Below are 24,404 nucleotides of genomic sequence, written 5' to 3'. Positions count from 1 at the left end.
TCTTCAGTTCAGTCACCAAGGAGCCAATGACTTCACGAATTTGGCGACACCCCATTTGACTTATATAGTTCTATATTTCCGTATACCTAAGCTGAAAGTCATTTTCGATACCTTCTTTAGCTAGTGAAATACAATCTTTCAAATTTTCAAACAGCTTATCTAAGATATTATCATCAATACCTATGACAACATCTAATTCCTTTATATGCTCTCCCAAAAAAGGGGAATAGTAATCTCTATTAATTTCTCTAGGCGCTTTGAAGTAATATTTCCAAGAAGAAAATAAGTAAATATACTCCATTAGAATCGCTTTTTTGGTTTTGTACAATACAACTGGATAAATCGACCTTAACGGACAATCGCTGTCGAAAGACAAAACCAAATCCATCATTAGAGATAGAACAACTTTCAAATCATCAGGATGTAATATCGGTCCAAGAGTTCGAAATCCTTCGATTTCATCCGGTAAATTCTGAATAATCTTCTCCAGTCTAAAACCTAAATTTTTTATTTTACTTATCGTTTTCAACACATTGTCGGGAGGTACTGTCCCATAATTTGGAGCAGAGTACTCCAAAACTGTATTAATTGAGTTATGCAATAAAACCACTGACTCACGAAAATCATTATATAACATACTTAATCCAGCACTCTCCAAAACAGTAGTACGATTCGTATCAACAAAAACGCCCCAATAAATGAGGCGTTTTCAAAGAATAGTTAAAAGCGAGAAGCTACTCCTCTGACATCACGTCCCCACCAGCCTCACTCATACCACTGCGTAAATCACGAACTTTTTTAGCCAAGGTGTTTTTCACAAAATTCTTATATTCGAGATTATGGAAGTTCACAATAGTAGCCGCTTGTTTTTCCATGGCAGAGTAGAACTTAAGGTTATCCCTCGCCGTTGTCGCTTTTGACTTTTCTGCAGATTTTTTAACATGATCCATCAGACTATCACTCATGCTAATGGTCTGCTTGGCCATGTCTGACATTTCTTTGATCAGAGTTTCATCCAGGTAGGCGGCATCAAATTCAATCTGATGCGCCAATTGCTGAGCAAGGTTCAATGCCTTTCGGGATTCCGAATAGAAATTTTTAAGATGATCTTCTTGTTTAGTGGCGTGCATGCCCGCTAATTCTTGCGCGCCCAGCTTGGTTATTTTAGTGGCGGCATCGGCACTGGTTTTTCCCCAAACCACAAAGGCTTTGTAGATTTCTTCAACCGCCCGGATGGATTTACTGTCGATAACCACCGGGGAAAAATCCAGAGGAACGGAATCTTCGACCTTATAGTCCTTCATCATCTGGCGGTTCATTTTCACCAATTGTTGTTTGGCTTTTTGTATTTCCGCCTGAACAACCTTACGTGCCTCATCAGAAGCGGATCGCGCTTGCTTCTTTAGGAACCACCAGCCGAGTACGAACATAATCAGCAATATGACGGTAAAGCCAATGATATTAAATACAATGATTGTTTCTACTGAATTCAAACTTATTTCCTCAACTCGGACTCAATCCCTTCAGTCAGCTATCGGCCAATAAAACAAGAACTAAATATCTTTAGATACAATAACTTGGATCTCGTCACTCATCTTAAGCATTAGAAAGTTGTTCGAACAACCTATTTCTACTCTTCAATAATAGCTCAGTAATTACGGCCAGCCGGAAATCAATAAGCCGGAAACACCAACAAAGTGAATCTCCGGCTCAACAAACGATAATCACTTGGACTCGGCAATACCCTGCACTTTTAATCGCTCTCCATTCCCTACAGGCTTAAAGAGTAGAATCAAAGACGGCAGCAACGTAAGCGCGGCAAAAATGGCAGCGACCATCGCCAATCCGGTCAAAATACCAAAGTAAATGGTCGGTACAAAGTTCGATAATGACAGAATCGAGAAGCCGACCACGATGATCACTGAGGTGTAATACATGGCTTTACCAATACTGCCGTGACAACGCTCTACCGTCGCTTTGTAGTCTCGATCTTTCGGGAATTCTTCCAAGAAACGATGGATGTAGTGAATGGTATCGTCCACCGCAATCCCCACCGTAATCGCAGCAATGGTGATGGTCATCATATCCAATGGCAAACCTGCCAAGCCCATCGCGCCCAACACTAAGCCCGCAGCCAGCATGTTTGGAATAATCGCAACCACGGCCAGATATAAAGAACGGAACAACACCCAAAACATCACCATGATTGCCAGAAATACCACGCCCAAGGTTTCAATTTGGGAGGTAAACAAGCTTTGCAACATGTTGTTATACAGAACCATCATATTGGTCAGACGATACTGTTCGACTTCTAAACCGAACTTCTCATGCAGATCATTTTCGATCTTCGCCAGTAATTCAGCACGTTTAAGTTCCGGGTCTGAATCGATAATACGCATGGTAATTCGCGCCGTATTAGCATCTTCTGACAAGTAAGGTTTGATAAGGATATTCGAGACATCTTCCGGCACCATGGTTCGCACCAAGGCCAATTCAAAATCATTGAGTGGCTTATCCTCATTCAGCATGGTCGCTAAATCCATAACCGTACTTAACGACAGCACTTTACCAATTTCAGGATAAGACTCTAAATACTCGTGGATTTCTTTTAACCGCGCCAATTGCTTGGTCGTTAACCAATAACTTGGTTTGTTCGCACCGTCGGCTTGCCCAAAAGCATCGCCACCTTCTGCAAAGGGATCGGTAAAAGCATCACCTAGCTCTTCAAGATCCTCAAAGCCCTCATCGGACTCTTCAGCAAAGGCATCGCCTAATCCTTCATCATCAAAATCTACGGCTTCAAACGGGGTTTCCAGCGCCTTCACAAATTCAAAGAACGCCTGATCCGGTTTGATCACGATATCCAGTGGTGTCGTTCCCCCCAGTTCCTGATCAATGACGGACATCCCTTGGTAGATTTCGGTCTTCTCATCAAAGTAACCAATGAAGCTGTTTTCCACTTCCAGCTTGGTAATACCGTAGATTGAACCTGCCGCCAACCCCAGGCTCAACAGAGTGATCGGAAGATAGCGACGCTTAGCCAAGCCAGCAAAAAAGAGTGTGAAAGATTCAGTAAAATCGTGCTCTTCCACTGGTTCATCCACAGGAATCAATAACATCAACACCGGGAAAATCACGAAAGTCAGCAAGAAAGCCAAGCCTACGCCGGTTGCCATCATCCAACCAAAATCAATTACAGGTTTGATCCCGGAAAACACCAAGGACATAAAGGCAACGATGGTGGTTAATGAGGTGTACATACATGGCTTGATCATGTGCATGGTAGTTTCTTCTACCAATTTAAACTGATTCGCGTTCGGCATTTCCAAATGCAATTCACGATATCGCACCACCAAATGCACACACATCGACATGGTGATGATCAAAACCAAAGATACAAAGTTGGAAGAAATCACTGTGGCCCGCCAGTCTAACAAGGCCAGTAACCCTACTAACCAGACCGAAGTAAGCAAACAGCTCAACAAAGGCACCATCACCCAACGTACTTTTCGGAAGATGATCGTCAACATAGCAATCAGGAAGAGCACCACACCGATTCCGAAGGTCACCAGATCATCTTCAATGAAGCTGATCATGTCGGAAGTAATCATGGTCACGCCGCCCAAGAAAATGTCGGCATGATCCCGATGCTGAGCAAGGATGGCTCGTACATCTGCGATGGTTTGGCTTTCTCGTTTTAAGCGAGCTGCATTGTATTCAGAGAAATCGGCCTCGGCTTTTGCCAACTCATCCGTCGCAGAAAAGCCAGGCTCTTGCGACGCTTTTCTGAGCTCATTACGCGCATTCAATAAACGATAGTATTCGGTGTCTCGCTTTAGCGTCACCTGCAATGCCGTCGTCTTGGCATCATCACTCATTAACAACTGATAATAGAGCGGACTGCTTTGGAACTCTTTTAACGCTAACTCTTTATCGACGCCTGGCGTCATCAACGTTCTCATCCCTTGAGACAAATCCGTCAAACTGATTCTCGGGCTATCCAATAAGGGGACATTGAGAATACTGACCACAGCAGATACATCATCCAACGCTTCCAATTTAGTGGAAAGCAAACTGATTTCATTAATGCTCTTATCGCTGATGATGGATTCTGTTTTCGGTGCGTAAGTAATAAAAAGGAAATCATCGGCACCAAACTCTTTCACCACCTCACGGAAGTACTTGAGATCTTTATCATTTTCCAAGGTTAAAGAATCGGCCGACGCATCAATTTTGAACGATTGCCCTAGCACAACCGCCAAAACAGACAGCCCAAGAATCACCACCAACCAAAGCTTGGGTCTGGATAAAATAAGCGCGCGATAAAAAGAGAACATCAAACTACGTCCTTGTTGGCATTAATAAAGAGTAAAAAGTCAGGAGTCTTGTTCAGAGGTTCCCGTTATAAGATGCAGAACTATAAACCAAGATCAAATCAGTGCCTATGGCATTGATTAAAATCAATACATCATCAGAGCACAATTTTTTCACTTAGGTCTGTGTATTACACTGATGAGTATGACGTCAAACTGTGTCTAAGGGTTCACTATGAGTCTATTTCGATGGAAACCTGAATATGCCGTCGGCATCAAAATCATTGATGATCAACATCAAATTCTGGTTGGCCTGATCAACAAGCTTCATGACGCCATTGAAACCCACTTTCAAGACACGTCCTTAGAGTCTATTCTCGAAGAATTGTTCGACTATACCCGATACCATTTCACCACCGAAGAAACGTTAATGGAAAAATACGGCTATGAGCCCAACAAGCTGTCGAAACATAAAAAGCAGCATCAGTTGTTCATCGCCGAACTCAATAGCAGCCAAACCGACATCGATAACCTGACGCGAGAAGATGCCGCGTTAATTCAGGAGTTTCTAGTCAACTGGCTGAAGAATCACATTCTAAAGATTGATACTCAACTGGCGGAGTTCTTATTGAATCACGAAACGGTTCACGATCATCAACCCGACAGCGAGTTTAAAAACACAGCGACCACCCTAGCTAATCGGCATAAAATCGAGAGTCAGGCAAAACGTAGGGTACAGGAGTTATCCAGTCGTATTAAACCCCTGAAAGCATCCAATGTCACCGATCAGGAACTTCAGGATTTAAACCTTCTTGTTGAAGAATTGGCCGACCTGCTCGATAAATTGGATAGCCAATAAAAAAGGCCAGGTAAAGTAGTACCCGGCCTTTTTATCTTTTGGTTTCGCTGTCTAAGCTCAACCTTGCTTAATCTAGCCCTGCTCAAGCAGACTTCTTAAATCAATAATCGCCGCATGAGCGCGCGCAACGTAAGACGCCATCACCAACGAATGATTGGCTAACAAGCCGAAACCTTCGCCGTTAAGAATTAACGGACTCCACACGGCATCTTGCGTGGACTCTAACTCACGAATAATTTGCTTCAGGCTTATTCGCGCGTTTTTCTTTTCCAACACGGGGCGGAAATCGTTTTCAATGGCCGTAAGAATTTGAATCAATGCCCAGCACGACCCTCGGGTTTGATAGAACACATCATCAATTTCCAACCAAGGTGTTTTTACGATTTGATCCTGAATCCCTGGTGTTGCCTGTTGCGCAGCACTGTCACCGGCCAAATCGGTATTGATCTGAGCCTTACCGACCGCTGCACTCAAGCGTTGGGACAAACTGCCCAAGCGTGTTTCCACATCCGACAACCAACGACTCAGGTTATCCGCACGCGTATAAAACTGTGCACGAGACTCTTTCGGATCTGCCAAGCGAGCTAAGTAAGATTCCAGATAGGCTTTGGCATCATCGTATTGGGATTCAGACGAAGGGAAAAAGCGACTCTTATGTTCGAAGTTTAACAGCGGCTCGGCTTTCGCAAGGTCTTTATCTTCGGTGGACTGGGATTGCGAGCGACTGAAATCACGGCGAAAGGCACGTGCCAAATCACGAACCTGAACAAGCACACCCAGCTCCCAATTCGGCATGTTGTCCATAACCAAACCTGGAGGAAGAATGTCGTTGGCAATATAGCCACCCGGCTTTTCGAGCAGGGTATCAATCACTGTAATCAAAGTGTGCGTGGTCACATACCCTGTCACCAGATTATTACCCTGAGCTTCCGCATGACTGGTCGCTGAAGCAACTACTGGTATAGAGTCAGGTTCAGAACTCCAGTACCAACCCACTAAGGTAAGCAACAAAAGCAGCGCACCCACGCCACCCAAAATACCGATTGTTGTTTTCTTTTCCATAATCCTGTCCTTTTACCCTCACTAATGAGGTTCTGCCAACGGCTTACCAAACAGATAACCAATAGCCCCATCGAGTCCAAGATCTTTCAGCACTTGATACTCTTCTTCTTTCTCAACACCCTCTGCATACACCTTAATATCTAAGTTGTGTGCAATTTGAATTAAAGAACGAATGTAAAATTGGTTATCTTTCGATAAATGTATATCCCGGATATAGCTGCGATCCACTTTCAAATGATCGACTTTGACACGGTTGAGATAGCTAAAGGTACCAGAACTTGCACCAAAATGATCTATCGCCAAAGTCATTCCGTACGTATGCAGGGATTGAGATAGCGCAATAATGGTCTCTGCATCCTGATGAAGAACGTATTCAGACACTTCAAGCACAACGCGTTTGGACACCACAGGATTTTCTTGTGCCACTTTAATAAGCCAAGCCGAAAATTTTTCAGACAACAAGGATTTTGGTGACACATTAATGGTCAAACGGAGATCCTGGGCTTGGCTTGCCATTAACGACATGGCTTTTGTAATGATCAGGCGATCAAATTGCTCTGTCCATTGGAAACGCTCCACCATCGGCCAGAACAAAGACGCGGTCACCAAACTGTCTTTATAGTCTGTTCTCGCCAGCACTTCATAATCCGTAGTACTTGCCAACCCGAAGTGTTTTACCGGTTGATACAGTAACTTCACCGCTCGACGTTCCAACACTTTTTCCAAGTAACCACGCCATGCTTGATCCCCCATTACGCCATCCGATTCAGCGTCATTGGTTTCGCTCGTGGACAGCATGATCACGGTGTTTCGTCCTCGGCCTTGCGCTCGACGCAATGCCTGATCCGCAAGACTGATTAAGTTACCGGTTGAAGGAATATCTGAGCTTTCAGAATAATAAGCCAAACCTAGATGAAGCTTGTCCGCCATTTCCTGATTCGTTTGAACCGCAGGAATCATCGACAGCTCTTTAAACAGTGTTTGCAACGCTTGAAATGCATGCTCACGAGATACATCAGGAATAAACACACCAAATTCAGCCCCCTTCAAACGGGCTGTGACTATCTTGCTGTATTCTTTTCGGAAACTTTTTAGCTGCGAAGCAATTTGAACCAAGAGCTCATCGGCTTTTGCTGTTCCATGAGCCTGATTAAATTTATCAAATGCACGAATACCCACCAGTATCAAAGCACCACTTTTACTGCCCTGACGGGGGTCTAGATAGGCTTTAAAGTGACCCACAAAATCCCGACGATTTGACAAGCCTGTGAGAGAATCCCGGAACGACATTTCTCGTAGCTGCTCTGTCATTTCTGCTTGGTCTGAAAACAGTTTGCTCAATTTTTCAGCCATGCCATTCATTACCATCACCACACGGCGAAGTTCACGAGCCTTTGGTAAAGGAATGGTTCGAAAGTCACGGTTTGAAATAGCGTTCGCCTGATGTTCCATATCCGATAATGGCTTCAGAAGCGCTTTCATAAAGAGCACGATCATGACCAACGCCACCAGCATTAACAACACAACCCACACCACCATGGTACTGGTAATCGACCAAAGTTTGCTGTAACTCTTTTGGGTATTGGGCTCAACGAAGATACGACCGTATTGCTGCCAGCCGTCACTCACTTCACTTTCGGCGGTAACACTGGTGAAACTGACCGCACTCTTGAACCACTCCGGCACATCTGACGTGATTAACTCTGCTTTTTTCTCAATCAACAGTCGGCCATCAACAGAAAACACGCGGATACTTTGATAATCACCGCCATCGAACATCGCATTCAACAATGTCTCAAGACTGGCCTGATCCTTTTCTCTCAGCGCAGTATTCATTGAAATGGCCAGAGAACGTGCAGCATCCTCTGCATTGATATTCAATTGGCGATTAAGATGCTCTTTTACAGACCAGACACCTGACGAAATATTCCCTGCCAAAGCAAGAAACAATACAGCCATTGTCATCATTACGAGCCGTTGAAACAGGGTCACGACTAAATCTCCTTTTCAGCCCACTTTCCCAGAGAGCCGTATCTTCTCAGTCTAATTTATAGGGTGCAAGCACCACTGGCTTGTTGTTCATTCTTTAACTAGGAACGTATTCAAAAACGTCTGAACATTTGATTATGTTGATCCCTCATTGCACGGCATTTTTTGGCAGCAGCTCTAACGGGTCATACTCTGACATTCGCTGCACAAACTCTGTCCACATGGTAACTCGCGAGGAGCCACCCAACCGTACATTGCCAGACATCTTGTTTAGCCAAAAACCACTGGCATTAAAACTGTATACCGGCACTAAATCCCGACGCTTCGACGCCTTTTTGATTTCAGGGATTAAGTTATCCAGCACTAGAGGCTCCGACGATGGCGTTGGATAATAAGCCAAGACCATGTGAGCCTGTCTTAGCTTAACGGCTTTAACATAAGTAATACGCAATTTTTCAGGATCCATCCCTGCCTTAATTAACGTAAAGTATTTTGCCAATGAAAAATCTTCGCAATCGCCCGCTTGCGCGGATAGAGACTCATAGGGCGTAGCCCAATAATCTTCGACATTCCAATGCAGCTGATCACTAATAAAGCGAATCTCTTTATTGAAGTACTGATTAACTTGCTCCAGTTTCTGCTGATCATCGAGAGAGGTAACCGAATCAATTAAGGAAGCGAAGCTCTTTTTCACTTGAGGGGAGATCTGAACATCCGCAGATAACATCAGTACAGGCAGAAAACAAATAAGCACTTTCAACATACGCGAAGTAATCAGCGACAAACATTGAAAGTTTTTATGATCCACGTTCCACTCCACCCTTAAACCATTCATACACTGATTGTCTTTGAACCAGTTAACATCCTGTTACTTATTTAGCATTCTGATACGTTACTTTAATTGCCAGTTCAAAGCTAAAGCCTATAGAGTAATAGCTATGGCTGTCTACAGAGCACTTGTATGAAGCAAGCTATACAAGACAACATATATAAAACAACCTTGAAGCCCATGGCGATATCATTAATTGAAATACACTATCCTATGTTAGTGAGTGTTCATTCACTCATTTCGTAGACATAATAGATACCTTATAGATACCAAACTGCTCAGAACGGGACACTGAGCCTTTTATCGTCAGCCACGTAGAGATTTTAATGCGATCTGGAGAATTCTCTACTAAACTAAATCATTATAAGCATATTTCTCTTAATAGAGATTAGTTCTAAATATACGAAGTGGTTAATCTAGATGACAGATTCGAATACAAATACAACAAATACCGCACCACAAACACCATCATCGGATCAAAACACTGCTGTCAGCAAAGCCACCACCCAATCACGCAGACTTATAAGTACCTGGCAAGCATTCAACAAAGCTGGTTGGAACCAAGACAACCTGAAACAACTAGCACTGATCAATCAAAGACTGATTTCTTACGCTGAACGCTATCAAGACGAAGATCACCTCACCGTTGCCCAAGCAATAGATCAAGTCATCAATCAATGCCTTGAGCAACTAGAACAATCTAAACTGGATTTGTTAACACAAAGGGTCCGAGACTTAGCAAAAATCACCTTAAGAAAGTCAGATAAAAAGCAGGAAGAAGAATCTCCACCTCAATTAAAGCTAAGAAAGCCTATTTATTTAGCGATTAGCGATGAAAACTACGCCAATAAGCTTTCCAAACAATTGAGTTACTTTGGATTACAGTGCAAGCAACTCACCAGCATTCTTGATATTGAACAACATCTACGCATCACGCCGCCCAGCATTCTAGTGATTGATACTGACTTCAGTGGCACGCAAGATTCAGGCGTCAATTTCATTCAAGAATTAAAAAGCCAGAATCGCCTCTCTTTCCCAGTCAGTTTTTTATCTCGGAACAACTGCAACCTAGAAACACGCTTAAAGGCCATTCGAACCGGCAGTAAATCCTTCTATCTGGATTCCGTTGATCCAGGCCGTTTGATTGAGAGCATTGATATAGAAAGCTCAGATAATCAGGACAACGACTATCGAGTATTAGTCCTCGACGATTCTCGCTCACAAGCACACTTTATTGATACTACCCTCAAGAAAGCCAAGATGACCGCAAAAGTCATCACCGATCCCTTACTGATCTTGGATACATTAGAAGAATTCCAACCGGATCTGGTGGTACTTGATATGTACATGCCGGGATGCACTGGCTCAGAACTGGCACATATTATCCGTCAACACGAGAAGTGGGTAAGTATGCCAATTGTCTTTCTCTCTGCAGAAGATGACATCAACAAACAATTACAAGCCATGAGCCTTGGCGGCGGTGATGACTTCCTGACCAAACCGATCAATCCCGATCATCTGATCCGTACCATCCGCAACCGTGGCAGTCGAGCAAAATCGCTGCTCGCATTGATGGTCAGAGACAGTCTAACCGGCCTGTATAACCACACCCACACACTTCACAAACTGGACAATGCCCTTCAACAAAACCAAAGGGACAAAACGCCTCTCTCTTTTGCCATGCTCGACATTGACCACTTCAAGAAAGTGAATGACACCTACGGTCACCCCATTGGCGATAAAGTGATCAAAAGTTTGGCTCTGTTCTTAAAGCAGCGCCTGCGTAAGAGCGATGTGATTGGCCGCTATGGCGGTGAAGAGTTTGCGGTCGTACTGCCAAACACCTCTGCGACGGATGCAGTTATGATTTTCAACGAAATCCTATCAAAATTCCGTAATATCGCGCAGTCGGCTGGCGATAAGGATTTCAACGTCACCTTTAGCTGCGGCATTGCAGCACTATCACCAGATATTAAAGACGCATCCTCTCTTTCAGAACTCGCCGACAAAGCACTTTACGAAGCAAAACGTGCCGGCCGAAACTGTGTTCGCCTCTATTCGGGCACCGAATAACCTCTAAGTAGCGATTTCTCTTTCTCCTAATCTTCCATACAAAAAATGACCTTAAGTCACTTAATTAAGGTCATTTCTCATAATTGGAATGCATTTTCTAAAATCTTAACCTATCCTCTAGGTCAAATATCGCGAACTTTGTAACGATCTTGCAGCGAATGTCTTAAAAGTATCGGCTTTTTCTTAAAGTTTCGATAGAAGTCATGGACACCTGCATCAAATTTGTGCAAACTTTGCGGCAAATTACACAGTTCTTTATTTTGGTGAATCTATGGCGGATATTCTGGTTTTACATGGTCCAAACCTTAATATGCTAGGAGTGCGTGAACCTGGCATTTATGGATCTAAATCCCTCGAAGACATTAATTCAGGGCTTGAGCAAGAAGCAGACTCTTTCGGCATTACGCTAGACACCTTCCAAAGCAATACGGAAGGCGAGTTAGTCACTCGAATTCAACAAGCGTATAAAGAAAACGTTAAGTTCATCATTATTAATCCTGCAGCCTACACCCATACCAGTGTTGCCATGAGAGATGCACTCTTATCGGTTAAGATTCCGTTTATCGAAGTTCATCTTTCAAACGTCCATCAAAGAGAAACTTTTCGTCATCATTCCTATTTCTCTGATAAAGCCGTTGCCGTCATTTGCGGTCTTGGTGCAGATGGCTACAGCTATGCACTGGATGCTGCCTATAAACGTATTTCTCAAGCAAAATAGTTGCCCTGGAGCCCCATCATGGACATAAGAAAAGTTAAAAAGCTGATTGAGCTGATTGAAGAGTCAGGCATTGAAGAACTTGAGATCAAAGAAGGTGAAGAGTCTATTCGTATCAGCCGTCGTATGAGCGCACCTGAAGCACCCGCCATGATGCAACCCATGGTTCAAGCGTCGCCTGCGCCTGTTGAAGACAGCAAACCATCTGAAACCAAAGAAAAGAAAGACGACAAACCCGTTGGTCATGTAGTTACGTCACCGATGGTCGGCACCTTTTACCGTGCACCTTCACCATCCTCACCGGCGTTTGTTGAGGTTGGACAACACGTTAAATCCGGCGACGTCATCTGTATTGTTGAAGCTATGAAGATGATGAATCAAATTGAAGCCGATCGTTCAGGCGTGGTAGAAGCGATTCTAATTGACAATGCACAACCGGTGGAATTCGGTCAGGCACTCATCACTATCGTGTAGTCTTCAATTTCCAACTAACGCCTGATTACTTGGAAACCCCTAATGATTTTAGATAGAGCTCTAATTCATGCCTGAGCTCTACATAATAATGTTGTAGCGCAAGAAATCTGTGCCAATAACCAATTTCGCAATCCACGAGCAAGAGCTACGAGTAAAAGAATGCTGGATAAAGTCGTTATCGCCAACCGCGGAGAAATTGCTCTGCGTATTCTAAGAGCGTGCAAAGAACTTAATATCAAGACCGTTGCCGTCCACTCTCAGACGGATCGTGATTTGCTACACGTACGACTGGCTGACGAATCTGTCTGTATCGGCTCCAATCAACCAATCGACAGTTACTTAAATATTCCTGCCATTATCAGTGCCGCGGAAGTAACCGATGCAGTGGCGATTCACCCTGGTTATGGGTTTCTGGCAGAGAATGCCGACTTTGCAGAACAAGTAGAGCGCAGCGGCTTTACCTTCATCGGACCAACCGCCGATGTGATTCGTTTAATGGGCGATAAAGTGTCTGCCATTCGAGCAATGAAAAAAGCAGGCATTCCAACCGTTCCCGGTTCCGACGGCCCTCTTCCGAAGAATAAAGATGCAATCAGTAAAATTGCTCAACGCATCGGCTATCCAATCATTATTAAAGCAGCTGCCGGTGGTGGTGGCCGTGGCATGCGTGTGGTTCACAGCGAAGCTAGTCTGTTGCATGCCGTGTCTGTCACCAAGGCGGAAGCACTTGCGGCATTTGGTGATGGTACTGTGTACATGGAGAAGTTCCTCGAAAACCCTCGCCATATTGAAGTACAAGTACTCTCGGACGGCCAAGGCAACGCGGTTCACCTCTATGATCGTGATTGCTCGATCCAACGAAAGCACCAAAAGGTGATCGAAGAAGCACCGGCCATTGGTGTTGATGAAGAAGCCCGTCAAGCCGTGTTCGATGCCTGCATTAAAGCCTGTAATGACATTAATTATCGGGGCGCGGGCACATTTGAATTTTTATACGAAGACGGCCAGTACTACTTCATCGAGATGAACACTCGAATTCAAGTTGAACACCCGGTATCGGAAGTCATTACCGGCATTGATCTGGTTCGCCAGCAATTATTAATCGCCGCTGGAGAACCGTTAACAATCAAGCAAAGCGATATTAAGACGCAAGGCCATGCTATTGAGAGCCGCATTAACGCTGAAGATCCAAACAGTTTTGTCCCTTCCCCCGGCACAGTGAAGTTTTATCATCCACCCGGCGGTCCAGGCATTCGAGTGGATTCACATTTATACGCAGGCTATACCGTACCGCCGTTTTACGATTCTTTAATAGCAAAAGTCATCGCGCACGGTGAAGATCGAGCTCAAGCCATCTGCCGAATGCAAAATGCCATGGAAGAAATGCTGATCGATGGCATCCGCAGCAACATCCCACTTCATCGACGGTTGATGAGTGATCAAGGTTTCTGCAATGGCAAGTACAGTATTCATTACCTAGAAAGCATTCTGAAGAAACATCATTAATACGATTATTAATGCCGCTATATATAAAACAACACGTTATTTACCAAAGTACGACATTCGGACAAAACCTATGAGCTGGCTACAAATTAAAATCACAACCCAAGCAGAAAGTGCTGAAGCCTTAGAAGACTTTCTATTAGAACTGGGTGCCAGCTCGATCACGCTGGAAGACCCGGAAGACCAACCCATTTACGAACCTCTTCCCGGCGAAACACCGCTTTGGAAAAGCACTCGAGTGGTTGGGCTGTTCACTGAAGATTTCGATATTGATCTTGTCGCCAAAGCGGTGGAAGAGTTCTCCAATACTCAAAAAATCCAGCATGACATCACCACCGAAACCGTCGAAGAACAAGAGTGGGAACGCGCTTGGATGGACGACTTCAAACCCATCCAATGCGGCCAACGTTTGTGGGTGTGTCCCAGCTGGCTGGAGCCTCCTCGTCCGGAAGACGTTAATTTAATTTTGGACCCTGGTTTAGCCTTTGGCACAGGCACACATCCAACCACGTTTCTATGCCTGGAATATCTCGACAGTCTATCCCTTAACGACCTTCATGTTTTGGATTACGGTTGCGGCTCTGGCATTTTGGCCATCGCGGCATTATTACTGGGCGCCAAAGATGCCGTTGGCGTCGACATAGATCCCCAAGCATTAACAGCTACAGACATGAACATGGCGCGCAATGGCTTAGCCAGTGAACGAATCTCACTGTACGTGCCAGATAACTTTCCTGGCTGCCAAGCAGACATCACTGTGGCGAACATTTTGGCGGGTCCACTGGTCGAATTAGCACCAGAAATTGCTAACAACACAAAGTCAGGCGGTCATCTGGCTCTTTCTGGCATCTTGCAAGAACAAGCACAAGACGTGTATGAGACCTACAGTCAATACTTTAATTTGAATCCCATCAAGCAAAAAGACGACTGGATTCTCATCACAGGTATTAAGAAATAAGCTAATATTCACTGACGTTGATTAGGCTGCTGCAATACCGACATTGCAGCATTTTGGTTTAAGGGACTTAACTAGGACAAGCATTATGGTCGCGGAACTGATCACTCAATGCCCAAAGTGTCAAACTTCCTTTAAAGTAAAGGAAGAGCAATTAAAAGTCGCGAACGGTCTGGTTCGTTGCGGCAGCTGCCTACACGTTTTTAATGCCGTGGAATACAGCGCGATTAATAGTGATGCGCCTGTCCCGCCAAAATTGCAACAAGATGAAGACCTTTCCATAGACGACCTCTTCGAAGAAGACACCCTTAGCAAAATTGATCAAAACGTTGACCTGACCGATGACAGCGTCAATGAGTTTATCTCGTCATCAGCGCGCGAAAAAACACCTCAAACCAATTCAGACGATGATCTACTCGATATCTCAGATGAAGCCCTATCTGCAGACGATGACTACGATGCCGATGAACTCTTTGGTGGTAGCCCGATTGAAGACGAAGAAGACAACGATCCAGATGGGTGGGCAGAAAAATTACTTGAGGAACTGGGGGCTGAATCTGCTGAAGAGAATGAAAAACTTCAATTAGCAGAGAATCAGGAGTCCTGGTCGCCAGATCAAACTGGCAGCCTATCTGCACACAGGAAGGATCCACAACCAGCACACTTCACGCCGTCGGGCGATCATCCCCCGGTTATAGAAAGTGAACCTGTTTACTTAAGTACTGAAAGCAAGGTCAATAAAACCAAGCTCTATGCCACAATAGGTTGGGGAATTGGTTGTTTTCTGGCAACCCTGTTGATCCTCTTCCAAATAGCCTGGTTGAATTTTAATACCTGGGCAAAACAGCCTGAGTTCAGATCCAGTTACACACTAGCGTGTGCGATATTAGGTTGTAAATTACCTGATATTAAAGCCATCAATAAATTACGCGCCAGTAATCTGATTGTTCGTTCCGACAGTGAAAACCCGGAGCACCTGCTGATTGACGCCATCATTACCAACCAAGCCTCTTTCACTCAGCCTTATCCAAAACTTGCACTGATCTTTACCGACAACAACGGTACCCCGATCGCCAGTGGATTAATCCTGCCAGATCAATACTTAGGCGGTGAACTCTCTGGCGCCACCATCATGGAAAAAAACATTCCGATTCACGTGGCCTTTAAAATTAAAGACCCTGGCGCGAATGCAAGAAGCTACCGCCTCGAATTCTATCCGTAATAAAAGCTGAAAATGTCAAGAAAAAAAACGATCATTTTCTAGACAATTTTTTTGACTTATAGCCTTTTCCCTCCCGGTTGAAATGGGTATCATAGCGCCCCTGTCTTTTAGGCAGCGAACATTTTTCAACCAATCGGATAGTTTTAAACGAAGTATCTGATCAATCAAACCTATAACTTTCTGTTATCTATGGAGCTACTGTGATCCAGCTGGGCCCTTATACACTGGAAAATCGCCTGATTCTCGCGCCTATGGCGGGTGTCACTGATCGTCCATTCAGGGTTCTTTGTAAAAAGCTGGGCGCAGCAATGGCTGTCTCCGAAATGGTCACATCTGATAAACGCCTGTGGAAAACCCCCAAGTCTTCGTTACGCATGAATTACGATGGCGAACCAGGTATACGTAGCGTACAAATCGCCGGCGGTGACCCAGAGATGATGGCAGAAGCGGCTGCTTTGAGTGCTGAACGCGGTGCCCAAATTATCGACATCAACATGGGCTGCCCGGCCAAGAAGGTTTGTAATAAAGCGGCTGGATCGGCGCTTTTGAAAGATGAAGCACTGGTCGCCGACATCCTAAAAGCTGTTGTTGCTGCAGTTGATATTCCGGTCACCCTAAAAACCAGAATTGGTTGGTCGAGAGATCACCTTAATGGCATTAAGGTCGCGGAAATGGCCGAAAAAATAGGAATCACTGCCCTCGCTATCCACGGTAGAACCCGTGAGTGCAAATACCATGGCGAAGTCAATTATCAGGCCATTAAAGACATTAAGTCCGCGGTCTCTATTCCGGTATTTGCTAATGGTGATATCGACAGCCCTGAAAAAGCAGAACAGGTTTTAGAGTTTACGCAGGCAGATGGGCTACTGATTGGTCGAGCCGCGCAAGGCCGACCATGGATTTTTCAGGAAATAAATCATTACCTGGAAACAGGGCAACGTCTTGCGCCTCCCCCCCTAAAAGAAGTCGAAGCGCTTTTGATTGAGCATTTAGTGGCTTTATATGATTTTTATGGTGAGTTTATGGGCACTCGTATAGCCCGTAAACACGTTGGTTGGTACCTACAAACCCAACCCGAGAGCACCAGCTTTCGTAAAACTTTCAATCAATTGGATACGCCTTCTGAACAACAAGAAGCAATCCAAGTTTATTTTCAACAACTTACACGCACAGGAAGTATAGCTGCATGAGTACTTTTGAGACGGCCGAAGCCTCTATGATTCAAGCGGATCAGTTGGCATCATCAAATCCAGGCGCCAATCAATTTAAAGAACACTTAACCGCACCGGTAGAACAACACCAGACATTGCGCGACAGTGTCGAAAAAGCACTTAACAACTACTTCAGTCATCTTGATGGTCAAGAAGTTACTGACGTTTACGACATGGTTCTTTCTGAAGTAGAAGCCCCTCTTCTTGAAGCCGTTATGCGCTTCACTCGCGACAACCAAACTAAAGCAGCCGTTATGCTTGGTTTGAACCGTGGCACTCTTCGCAAGAAACTTAAGCAATACGGTCTTCTTTAATCTAAGTATTCATAGACCTAGCCTTTTATCAGGTAACTAACTGATAAAAACTATGAATGCATTAAGTAATGATAAATAGCCTAAACTCGAGTAGTAATCGGTTAGGCGAACAAGAAACCAGCAACAGGTATAGCCAACACCATGTCAACAACAGATCAAAAATCCGTTAAACGTGCGTTAATCAGTGTTTCAGATAAAGCAGGTATTGTTGAGTTTGCACAGTCTTTGACTGATCTAGGGATTGAACTGCTTTCCACTGGCGGTACATATCGTTTATTACAAGAAAATAACATCGCAGTGACGGAAGTTTCTGATCATACAGGTTTTCCAGAAATGATGGACGGCCGTGTAAAAACCCTTCATCCAAAGATTCACGGTGGTATTTTAGGCCGTCGTGGTCAGGACGATGAAGTCATGTCAGAGCATGAGATTGCTCCGATCGACATGGTGGTTGTTAACCTATACCCATTCCAAGAAGCCATTGCACGTCCGGATTGTGACCTGCCAATGGCCATTGAAAATATTGATATCGGTGGTCCAACCATGGTTCGCGCTGCGGCTAAGAACCATAATGACGTGGCCATCGTAGTAAACGCGTCAGACTACGGCGAATTGTTGGCAGAACTTAAAACCAATCAATGTCAGCTTAGCCTTGAAACTCGCTTTGACCTCGCAGTTAAAGCCTTTGAGCACACCGCTCAATACGACGGTGCCATTGCGAACTACTTGGGCAACCGTAATATCGCAGGTAACACCACTAGCGATTTCCCTAGAACCTTCAACACTCAGTTCATCAAAGCGCAGGAAATGCGTTACGGTGAAAATCCGCATCAAAAAGCGGCGTTCTACGTTGAAGAAACCCCGAAAGAAGCCAGCATTGCTACCGCCAAGCAGCTTCAGGGCAAAGAGCTTTCTTATAACAATGTGGCAGATACCGACGCAGCACTTGAAACCGTTAAGCTATTTGAAGAGCCTGCATGTGTCATCGTTAAGCACGCTAACCCTTGTGGTGTAGCAACAGGTGCAAGCATTACCGAAGCCTATGACCGTGCGTTTAAAACCGACCCAACCTCTGCGTTTGGTGGCATCATCGCGTTCAACCGTCCGCTAGACACGGCGACAGCGAAAGCCATCATTGATCGTCAGTTTGTTGAAGTGATCATTGCGCCAAGCATTGAAGCGGGCGTGTTAGACATTACGTCAGCAAAAGCCAATGTTCGTGTTTTGGAATGTGGTCAGTGGTCAGCTGAACGAGCCCAAGCGTTGGACTACAAACGTGTTAATGGCGGCCTTCTAGTTCAGGATCTTGACCTAGGTATGGTTGCTGCAAGCGATCTGAAAGTTGTGACCAACAAAGTCCCATCTGAAGAAGAAATGCGTGACCTTCTGTTTGCATGGAAAGTAGCCAAGCAAGTGAAATCAAATGCGATCGTCTATGCTAAGAATGCCATGACCATCGGTGTGGGCGCAGGTCAAATGAGCCGTGTTTACAGCGCGAAGATTGCTGGCATCAAAGCAGCGGACGAGAACTTGGAAGTACGTGGCTCCGTAATGGCGTCAGATGCGTTCTTCCCATTCCGTGATGGTATTGATGCAGCGGCAGCGGCCGGTATTAGCGCAGTTATCCAGCCAGGCGGCTCTATGCGTGATCAAGAAGTGATTGATGCCGCAAATGAGCATGGCATGGCGATGGTATTCACAGGAATGCGCCACTTTAAACACTAATTTGAATCAAAGGATGGGATCTATGGACACAAATATGACCTCAAGCCGTCATATTCATAGGACTAAATTAATAGTTCAGGATTCCACATCCTAATCAGTGTTTAATAATAAATTTTACGGGTCACACAGGTTGGCCCGTTACTGTTTTTAAATATCAGGAAGAAGAGAGAAGATCATGAAAGTATTAGTGATTGGTTCAGGTGGTCGTGAACACGCACTGGCATGGACTGCAGCAAAAGCAGAGAATGTTGAGCAAGTGTTCGTTGCTCCGGGCAACGCAGGCACAGCATTAGAACCGAACTTGACCAATGTCAACATTGATGTGTTGGATCAAGACAAATTGGTTGCTTTCGCTAAAAAAGAAGCCATTGATCTTACTATCGTCGGCCCTGAAGCACCGCTTGTAGAAGGCGTTGTAAACCGTTTTGAGCAGGAAGGCCTAAACATCTTTGGTCCAACGCAAGGTGCTGCACAACTTGAAGGCTCTAAAGCATTTACTAAAGACTTCTTAGCTCGCCACAACATCCCAACCGCGGAATATCAGAACTTTACTGAAATTGAACCTGCAGTTGCCTACGTAAAAGAAAAAGGCACACCAATCGTTATTAAGGCAGACGGTCTGGCGGCTGGTAAAGGCGTAATCATTGCTCAAACCGAAGAAGAAGCGGTTAATGCCATCGAAGATATGTTGGAAGGCAACAAGTTCGGTGACGCCGGTTCTCGCGTTGTGGTTGAAGAATTCCTAACTGGTGAAGAAGCCAGCTTCATTGTGATGGTGGACGGCACTGACGTACTGCCTTTGGCCTCTTCTCAGGATCACAAAGCCCGTGACAATGGCGACCTAGGCCCGAATACGGGTGGTATGGGTGCTTACTCTCCTGCACCAGTAGTCACTCAAGATATTCATGATCGCATCATGAAAGAAGTAATTATGCCAACCGTTGAAGGCATGCAGGCCGAAGGCAATCGTTATCGTGGTTTCCTTTATGCCGGTATCATGGTGGCTGCGGATGGCACACCAAAAGTACTTGAGTACAACTGCCGCTTTGGTGACCCTGAAACACAGCCTATCATGCTTCGTTTGAAATCTAATCTGGCGGATCTTTGTTTGGCAGCTATTCAGGGTAAATTACCTGAAACCACTGTTGAGTGGGATGAGCGCGCTTCCGTTGGTGTAGTAATGGCCGCAGGCGGTTACCCTGAAGCTTACAACAAAGGCGACATCATCACGGGTCTCCCTCAGATGGAAGCAGAAGGCATTAAAGTGTTTCATGCGGGGACAGCAGAGAAAGACGGTAGCGTTGTAACTAACGGTGGCCGAGTACTGTGTGCTACTGCCTTGGGTAACACTGTATCTGAAGCTCAACAGAAAGCTTACTTGCTTGTGAAGCAAGTTAATTGGGACGGTGTTTACTACCGTACTGATATTGGTTACCGTGCTATCGAGCGTGAACAAAACAGCTAAGTGCACTCTTTAAAAAAAGCAGATCTTCGGATCTGCTTTTTTGTGTCCAGTATTCACAGGTTTGTATATTCTCTTTGTACAGTTGCCTTTTTCAGATGCTCTTTATGCAGAGACTAAGCTCTCCTCTACACTATAAAGAGAACCCGTTCAGATGATTCCAGTATGCTATTCAACGTCGCTACAGTTTTACAAACTTTACAAGCGCTATCCAGATTAGGGCTTGCTGGCTTTCTGTTATTTCTCAGTGTCTTCAGCTTTGCCAAAGACACTATCATTTATCCCAAGCAACAAAACATCACTAGCCATCAAAACGCCTACTTCTTGCAACTCATGCAGTTAGTAATGAGCAAAACCCGGGAAGAATTTGGCGACTATGAGTTAATACCGAGTGCTCAAAGCATCCCACAAAAACGTGCCGTACTAATGCTCGCCCAAAACCAACGACTTGATTTAATGTGGACGATGACATCAAAGAAGCGAGAGCAATTACTACAAGCCGTTTATTTTCCGCTGTTAAAGGGCTTGCTTGGCCATCGTATTTTTATCATTCGCAGATCGGATCAATCCAAGTTTAATAACATCAGAACGTTGGATGATTTAAGGCAGTTGGTCTCAGGTCAAGGCTTGGGCTGGCCGGATGTAAACATCCTAAAACATAATAAATTAAAGGTGATTGAAAGCCCTGACTATCAAAACCTCTTTGATATGTTAAGAGCAGGACGATTTGATTACTTCCCTCGGGGCATCACTGAAGCCTGGGGAGAGTATAAAAACCTCAAAGATGACTCGTTAATCGTCGAACCCAATATTCTGCTCAGATACAAAGCACCGCTCTACTTCTTTGTTAATAAACAAAATCATCGACTTCATGACCGATTGATGCGAGGCCTGACCTTAGCCTTAGAGGATGGGTCGTTTGATAAGTTGTTTTATCAAGAACCCAACATCCGACACAGTATCGAACAAACCGACATTGGCTCTCGTCTAGTCTTCGAATTAGATAACCCGAATGTTCTAAGAACAGATCTCTTTAAAGAACCGTCTCTATGGCTGTCCAACGTTGAACTTCCATTCGAATAGTCAACAAGGTATCAGACCAACGGAAACACTGATTTAAAAAGCACGTCTATACTTAAAGGATCCCCGACTTGGGGTGAGGAGTGTTATTCATTAGGAAACTGGAGGGATACATCATGGAACCCGAAATCTGTGTACCGCACAATGAAAAAGAACAAAAAAATGTTCGCGCCCTAGCGAGCTATTTTGATGAACTGTATTACTGGTGATAAAAGATCACCCTGATATTGAGTTTCAAACGCCGGCTAAGCAATAAAGTCGGCGTTTTTACTTAAGTAAGCTTATTACCTTGGACTATAGTGCCGCCTCAGCCAATCACTCAAGCCGTCCAAACCAGGAAACAATACCCGTTCTGTAATGTTTGCCTGATCCAGCTTATCGCGAACTTCCCATTTCAGTTCTTTTGGAATGATGACCTTTTGGCAAATCTCAGGGTATTGCTCTACCCACTCAGACAGAATCGCCGTCGGATTCGACATTAAAGAAAAGAACGCATATTGGTTAATGATGCGGTCGTCCATGGAAGGCGGCTCCAAAAACAACGCCAAGTCCTGCTCAGAGATATACCCCAATTCACCTAACGACGTCACCACCTCATTTAGCATTTCCACCGTAAACACATTAGCACCTTCATTCTGAAGCCGATCTTTCAACCGAGATGGAAGCATTTGATGCACCTGCACATAATTAACAGCCCAGATGGCACCATCAACATCGTACTTTTCGATATTAGCCGTCGCAAAGTGCATTGCTATAAATGGTGAATAAGTCCAATCCAGAAGGCGCGTAGGTAGCCCGTAGTGCTGAGCCATGGATAACCAGTGCCACAAACTGTCTCCTTCCAACAAATCACTTCTATGAGCATACTTTCGGAAGTTTCTTAAAAGATGATGCTCCAACTCAGCGTAATTTCCACCTAAACGGCTCAACGTCGTTTCGAGCGCATATTCCTTATCGGATAAACCACGAAACGCATAGCGAGATCGAAAACGACCTATCTCAGCCATCCAGGAATCATGAAAGAGCGTTTCCTGTAATTCATTCCAACTCCCAATGACAATTTCGTTCATGAGCCCTCCTTCAACGACAACCAACTCTTACACCATAACTCAAAGCTGATTTCTTCGCCTTACAGTATTGCACAGCTAAAGCCGTCCCAAGCTATCAACAGTGAGTTGTAATCCAGCGTAGCTCGCTTCTGCTACAGTAAAATTATGGTGGCGAGACGAGACCTTAAAAGATGAATGAACAGCCTTCTTATCTTGAACAACAAGAAAAACAATCCTCCAAGGCATTTGTAATAATGCTTGGTGTCATTTGGTCACTCACCGTGCTCATTAGCTTTCTTTTCTTTGCTGAACAGAAAAATGCGTCACCAACGATTAAACCTCAATACCAGGAAGACATGATGTCGCCGTGGGTGCTATCCACTTCAAAAAAAATCGAACAGATACGCCAACTCACGCTGCATCTCGCACGCGACTACCAAACTGTCGAATTTCTGGCCGATACCAGTGAAACAGGCGATGATATTTCAAGTTACTGGCAGTCCTTTAAACAGCAACATAACTACATCTCCCAAATTGGTGTCGTCGAAGAAGAAACCAGCGATCACTTCTACGTAGGACAGCATATTCAGAGATCACCCAGTATGAGTGGCTCTGAAGAGCTTATGAATTATTGGATGCAGGTTGGTTTATTAGAAAATAACGACATTTTGTTTTACGAATTCACAGGCCAGGAACAAGGTATGTTATTTCGATTCACCACACCCGTTCATTACGAAGATATGCGGCTAGGCCACCTGTATATTGATTTGGACGTCGATCAACTTCTAGTCGAGACCTCACTTGAATTCTCTGATAAGACCAACAGAGACAATGTGTTTATGTTGGATATGGAAGGAAACTATGTGGCAGAACTCACCAAAGCTACTTGGTCAGCCAAACAAGCCTTCGAAAAGAGTATTGGATACTATTACCCTGAGTTCTGGCAAAGCATGAACGCAGGCTTATCAGGTCATTTCTCAACGAGTTCTCAACAAGCCTATTTTTCCAAGCTCGATATTCCTTGGTACGAGAACCAAATAAAATATTTCTACCTGATTCAGATTTCAGAAAAAGAGAACATCAATTTGTCAGATCCGAGCGTCTGGAAGCCTGCTCTCTTTATATGGCTGGTCGGAGTCATCGGGCTTTGGTTGATGCAACGACGTATTTCGCAACTGGTCTCAAAATAAACACTCTTCTTTTGTTTCATCACTAGAGACTCCTGTCCTAGCAGCCTCATATCCTACTATCCCCTCTATTACTCTGACCAGTAACACCTCACTTGTTACCTATAACCCCATCACGGTTCCAAAAAGTCTAACATTGGTAACAATATTCGGAACACTATAGTAAGCAATAACATGTACATAATGATGTAATCACTTGTTTTATCTAGCTGTTTCGAAAATGGCACAGAGAGTGTATTTATTAAAGACAAATAAAAACTACAAATGAAAGATTCCGGCCACTAATAAAAATAATAACGGCCACCTACATAACCTCACCAATAACAATAAAAACAGAGGTCAAGCAAACGCACTTGCTCAACCAGTTAGTCAGCCTCACGAG

Annotated in this window: 20 protein-coding genes; 13 read left to right on the top strand and 7 right to left on the bottom strand. The window is 44.5% G+C overall.

Features of this window, described 5'->3' with window-relative positions:
- Positions 1–70: 70 nt before the first annotated feature.
- From ACFOEK_RS00540 to ACFOEK_RS00530, 3 genes are all read right to left on the bottom strand, one after another.
- Positions 71–637 (bottom strand): hypothetical protein, encoded by a 567-nt coding sequence (locus tag ACFOEK_RS00540; protein WP_386714562.1) that lies wholly within the window; start codon positions 635–637, stop codon positions 71–73.
- Between the two features lie 97 nt (positions 638–734).
- Positions 735–1,493 carry a hypothetical protein gene (locus ACFOEK_RS00535; RefSeq protein WP_386714559.1) on the bottom strand — a complete coding sequence of 253 codons (759 nt, stop codon included), beginning with the start codon at positions 1,491–1,493 and terminating at the stop codon, positions 735–737.
- 231 nt (positions 1,494–1,724) lie between these two features.
- Positions 1,725–4,337, bottom strand: a complete 2,613-nt coding sequence (locus tag ACFOEK_RS00530) for an efflux RND transporter permease subunit (protein WP_386714556.1) — start codon at positions 4,335–4,337, stop codon at positions 1,725–1,727.
- A gap of 211 nt (positions 4,338–4,548) precedes the next feature.
- Here ACFOEK_RS00530 and ACFOEK_RS00525 point away from each other — a divergent pair, with 211 nt between their 5' ends.
- Entirely contained in the window at positions 4,549–5,172 is a 624-nt protein-coding gene (locus ACFOEK_RS00525) for a bacteriohemerythrin (RefSeq protein WP_386714553.1), read from the top strand.
- 72 nt (positions 5,173–5,244) lie between these two features.
- On the opposite strand, the gene ACFOEK_RS00520 is transcribed toward ACFOEK_RS00525, so the two are convergent.
- From ACFOEK_RS00520 to ACFOEK_RS00510, 3 genes are all read right to left on the bottom strand, one after another.
- Complete coding sequence (locus ACFOEK_RS00520; RefSeq protein ID WP_386714550.1) at positions 5,245–6,234, bottom strand: DUF2333 family protein; 990 nt, start codon at positions 6,232–6,234, stop codon at positions 5,245–5,247.
- A 21-nt stretch (positions 6,235–6,255) separates the two neighbouring features.
- Complete coding sequence (locus ACFOEK_RS00515) at positions 6,256–8,226, bottom strand: bifunctional diguanylate cyclase/phosphodiesterase (protein WP_386714547.1); 1,971 nt, start codon at positions 8,224–8,226, stop codon at positions 6,256–6,258.
- Positions 8,227–8,371: 145 nt separating this feature from the next.
- Positions 8,372–9,031 carry a transglutaminase-like cysteine peptidase gene (locus tag ACFOEK_RS00510; protein WP_386714544.1) on the bottom strand — a complete coding sequence of 220 codons (660 nt, stop codon included), beginning with the start codon at positions 9,029–9,031 and terminating at the stop codon, positions 8,372–8,374.
- Between the two features lie 441 nt (positions 9,032–9,472).
- Between ACFOEK_RS00510 and ACFOEK_RS00505 the strand changes: the two genes are divergently transcribed.
- From ACFOEK_RS00505 to ACFOEK_RS00455, 11 genes are all read left to right on the top strand, one after another.
- Positions 9,473–11,125: a GGDEF domain-containing response regulator gene (locus tag ACFOEK_RS00505; protein WP_386714541.1), complete on the top strand. Its 1,653-nt coding sequence runs from the start codon at positions 9,473–9,475 to the stop codon at positions 11,123–11,125.
- 271 nt (positions 11,126–11,396) lie between these two features.
- Positions 11,397–11,843, top strand: a complete 447-nt coding sequence (gene aroQ, locus ACFOEK_RS00500; RefSeq protein ID WP_386714538.1) for a type II 3-dehydroquinate dehydratase — start codon at positions 11,397–11,399, stop codon at positions 11,841–11,843.
- A gap of 18 nt (positions 11,844–11,861) precedes the next feature.
- Positions 11,862–12,314, top strand: coding sequence for an acetyl-CoA carboxylase biotin carboxyl carrier protein (gene accB / locus ACFOEK_RS00495; protein WP_386714535.1), 453 nt, complete (start codon positions 11,862–11,864; stop codon positions 12,312–12,314).
- A 159-nt stretch (positions 12,315–12,473) separates the two neighbouring features.
- Positions 12,474–13,820, top strand: a complete 1,347-nt coding sequence (gene accC / locus ACFOEK_RS00490; protein WP_386714532.1) for an acetyl-CoA carboxylase biotin carboxylase subunit — start codon at positions 12,474–12,476, stop codon at positions 13,818–13,820.
- A 70-nt stretch (positions 13,821–13,890) separates the two neighbouring features.
- The gene (prmA, locus tag ACFOEK_RS00485) at positions 13,891–14,775 is read left to right on the top strand and encodes a 50S ribosomal protein L11 methyltransferase (RefSeq protein WP_386714529.1); all 885 of its coding nucleotides are present in this window, start codon (positions 13,891–13,893) and stop codon (positions 14,773–14,775) included.
- Positions 14,776–14,860: 85 nt separating this feature from the next.
- On the top strand, positions 14,861–15,994 hold the full coding sequence (locus tag ACFOEK_RS00480) for a DUF3426 domain-containing protein (RefSeq protein WP_386714526.1): 1,134 nt from the start codon (positions 14,861–14,863) through the stop codon (positions 15,992–15,994).
- 200 nt (positions 15,995–16,194) lie between these two features.
- Complete coding sequence (gene dusB / locus ACFOEK_RS00475; protein ID WP_386714523.1) at positions 16,195–17,184, top strand: tRNA dihydrouridine synthase DusB; 990 nt, start codon at positions 16,195–16,197, stop codon at positions 17,182–17,184.
- On the top strand, positions 17,181–17,519 hold the full coding sequence (gene fis, locus ACFOEK_RS00470) for a DNA-binding transcriptional regulator Fis (RefSeq protein WP_449280212.1): 339 nt from the start codon (positions 17,181–17,183) through the stop codon (positions 17,517–17,519). Before dusB ends, fis begins: the two co-directional genes overlap by 4 nt.
- 141 nt (positions 17,520–17,660) lie before the next feature.
- Complete coding sequence (gene purH, locus ACFOEK_RS00465) at positions 17,661–19,244, top strand: bifunctional phosphoribosylaminoimidazolecarboxamide formyltransferase/IMP cyclohydrolase (RefSeq protein ID WP_386714520.1); 1,584 nt, start codon at positions 17,661–17,663, stop codon at positions 19,242–19,244.
- Positions 19,245–19,419: 175 nt separating this feature from the next.
- Entirely contained in the window at positions 19,420–20,709 is a 1,290-nt protein-coding gene (gene purD, locus ACFOEK_RS00460) for a phosphoribosylamine--glycine ligase (protein ID WP_386714517.1), read from the top strand.
- A gap of 162 nt (positions 20,710–20,871) precedes the next feature.
- Positions 20,872–21,789: a substrate-binding periplasmic protein gene (locus tag ACFOEK_RS00455; RefSeq protein ID WP_386714514.1), complete on the top strand. Its 918-nt coding sequence runs from the start codon at positions 20,872–20,874 to the stop codon at positions 21,787–21,789.
- A 281-nt stretch (positions 21,790–22,070) separates the two neighbouring features.
- Here ACFOEK_RS00455 and ACFOEK_RS00450 read toward each other — a convergent pair whose 3' ends face one another.
- Positions 22,071–22,856, bottom strand: coding sequence for an FRG domain-containing protein (locus ACFOEK_RS00450; protein WP_386714511.1), 786 nt, complete (start codon positions 22,854–22,856; stop codon positions 22,071–22,073).
- A 170-nt stretch (positions 22,857–23,026) separates the two neighbouring features.
- Here ACFOEK_RS00450 and ACFOEK_RS00445 point away from each other — a divergent pair, with 170 nt between their 5' ends.
- Positions 23,027–24,025 (top strand): hypothetical protein, encoded by a 999-nt coding sequence (locus ACFOEK_RS00445; protein ID WP_386714508.1) that lies wholly within the window; start codon positions 23,027–23,029, stop codon positions 24,023–24,025.
- Positions 24,026–24,404: the final 379 nt, after the last annotated feature.

Source organism: Litoribrevibacter euphylliae (assembly GCF_042646085.1).
Taxonomy (GTDB): Bacteria; Pseudomonadota; Gammaproteobacteria; order Pseudomonadales; family Litoribrevibacteraceae; genus Litoribrevibacter; species Litoribrevibacter euphylliae.
The sequence above is the reverse complement of the archived record's forward strand: the minus strand, read 5'-3'. Positions and strand labels throughout refer to the sequence as shown.

What these genes read in the sequence shown, in the direction of transcription:
- ACFOEK_RS00505 (WP_386714541.1), top strand. Translation starts at nt 9,473, where the DNA reads ATGACAGATTCGAATACAAATACAACAAATACCGCACCACAAACACCA.
- fis (WP_449280212.1), top strand. Translation starts at nt 17,181, where the DNA reads ATGAGTACTTTTGAGACGGCCGAAGCCTCTATGATTCAAGCGGATCAG.
- ACFOEK_RS00525 (WP_386714553.1), top strand. Translation starts at nt 4,549, where the DNA reads ATGAGTCTATTTCGATGGAAACCTGAATATGCCGTCGGCATCAAAATC.
- ACFOEK_RS00445 (WP_386714508.1), top strand. Translation starts at nt 23,027, where the DNA reads ATGAATGAACAGCCTTCTTATCTTGAACAACAAGAAAAACAATCCTCC.
- ACFOEK_RS00480 (WP_386714526.1), top strand. Translation starts at nt 14,861, where the DNA reads ATGGTCGCGGAACTGATCACTCAATGCCCAAAGTGTCAAACTTCCTTT.
- aroQ (WP_386714538.1), top strand. Translation starts at nt 11,397, where the DNA reads ATGGCGGATATTCTGGTTTTACATGGTCCAAACCTTAATATGCTAGGA.
- ACFOEK_RS00540 (WP_386714562.1), bottom strand. Translation starts at nt 637, where the DNA reads ATGTTATATAATGATTTTCGTGAGTCAGTGGTTTTATTGCATAACTCA.
- purD (WP_386714517.1), top strand. Translation starts at nt 19,420, where the DNA reads ATGAAAGTATTAGTGATTGGTTCAGGTGGTCGTGAACACGCACTGGCA.
- purH (WP_386714520.1), top strand. Translation starts at nt 17,661, where the DNA reads ATGTCAACAACAGATCAAAAATCCGTTAAACGTGCGTTAATCAGTGTT.
- ACFOEK_RS00455 (WP_386714514.1), top strand. Translation starts at nt 20,872, where the DNA reads ATGCTATTCAACGTCGCTACAGTTTTACAAACTTTACAAGCGCTATCC.
- accC (WP_386714532.1), top strand. Translation starts at nt 12,474, where the DNA reads ATGCTGGATAAAGTCGTTATCGCCAACCGCGGAGAAATTGCTCTGCGT.
- ACFOEK_RS00530 (WP_386714556.1), bottom strand. Translation starts at nt 4,337, where the DNA reads ATGTTCTCTTTTTATCGCGCGCTTATTTTATCCAGACCCAAGCTTTGG.
- ACFOEK_RS00520 (WP_386714550.1), bottom strand. Translation starts at nt 6,234, where the DNA reads ATGGAAAAGAAAACAACAATCGGTATTTTGGGTGGCGTGGGTGCGCTG.
- accB (WP_386714535.1), top strand. Translation starts at nt 11,862, where the DNA reads ATGGACATAAGAAAAGTTAAAAAGCTGATTGAGCTGATTGAAGAGTCA.
- ACFOEK_RS00450 (WP_386714511.1), bottom strand. Translation starts at nt 22,856, where the DNA reads ATGAACGAAATTGTCATTGGGAGTTGGAATGAATTACAGGAAACGCTC.
- prmA (WP_386714529.1), top strand. Translation starts at nt 13,891, where the DNA reads ATGAGCTGGCTACAAATTAAAATCACAACCCAAGCAGAAAGTGCTGAA.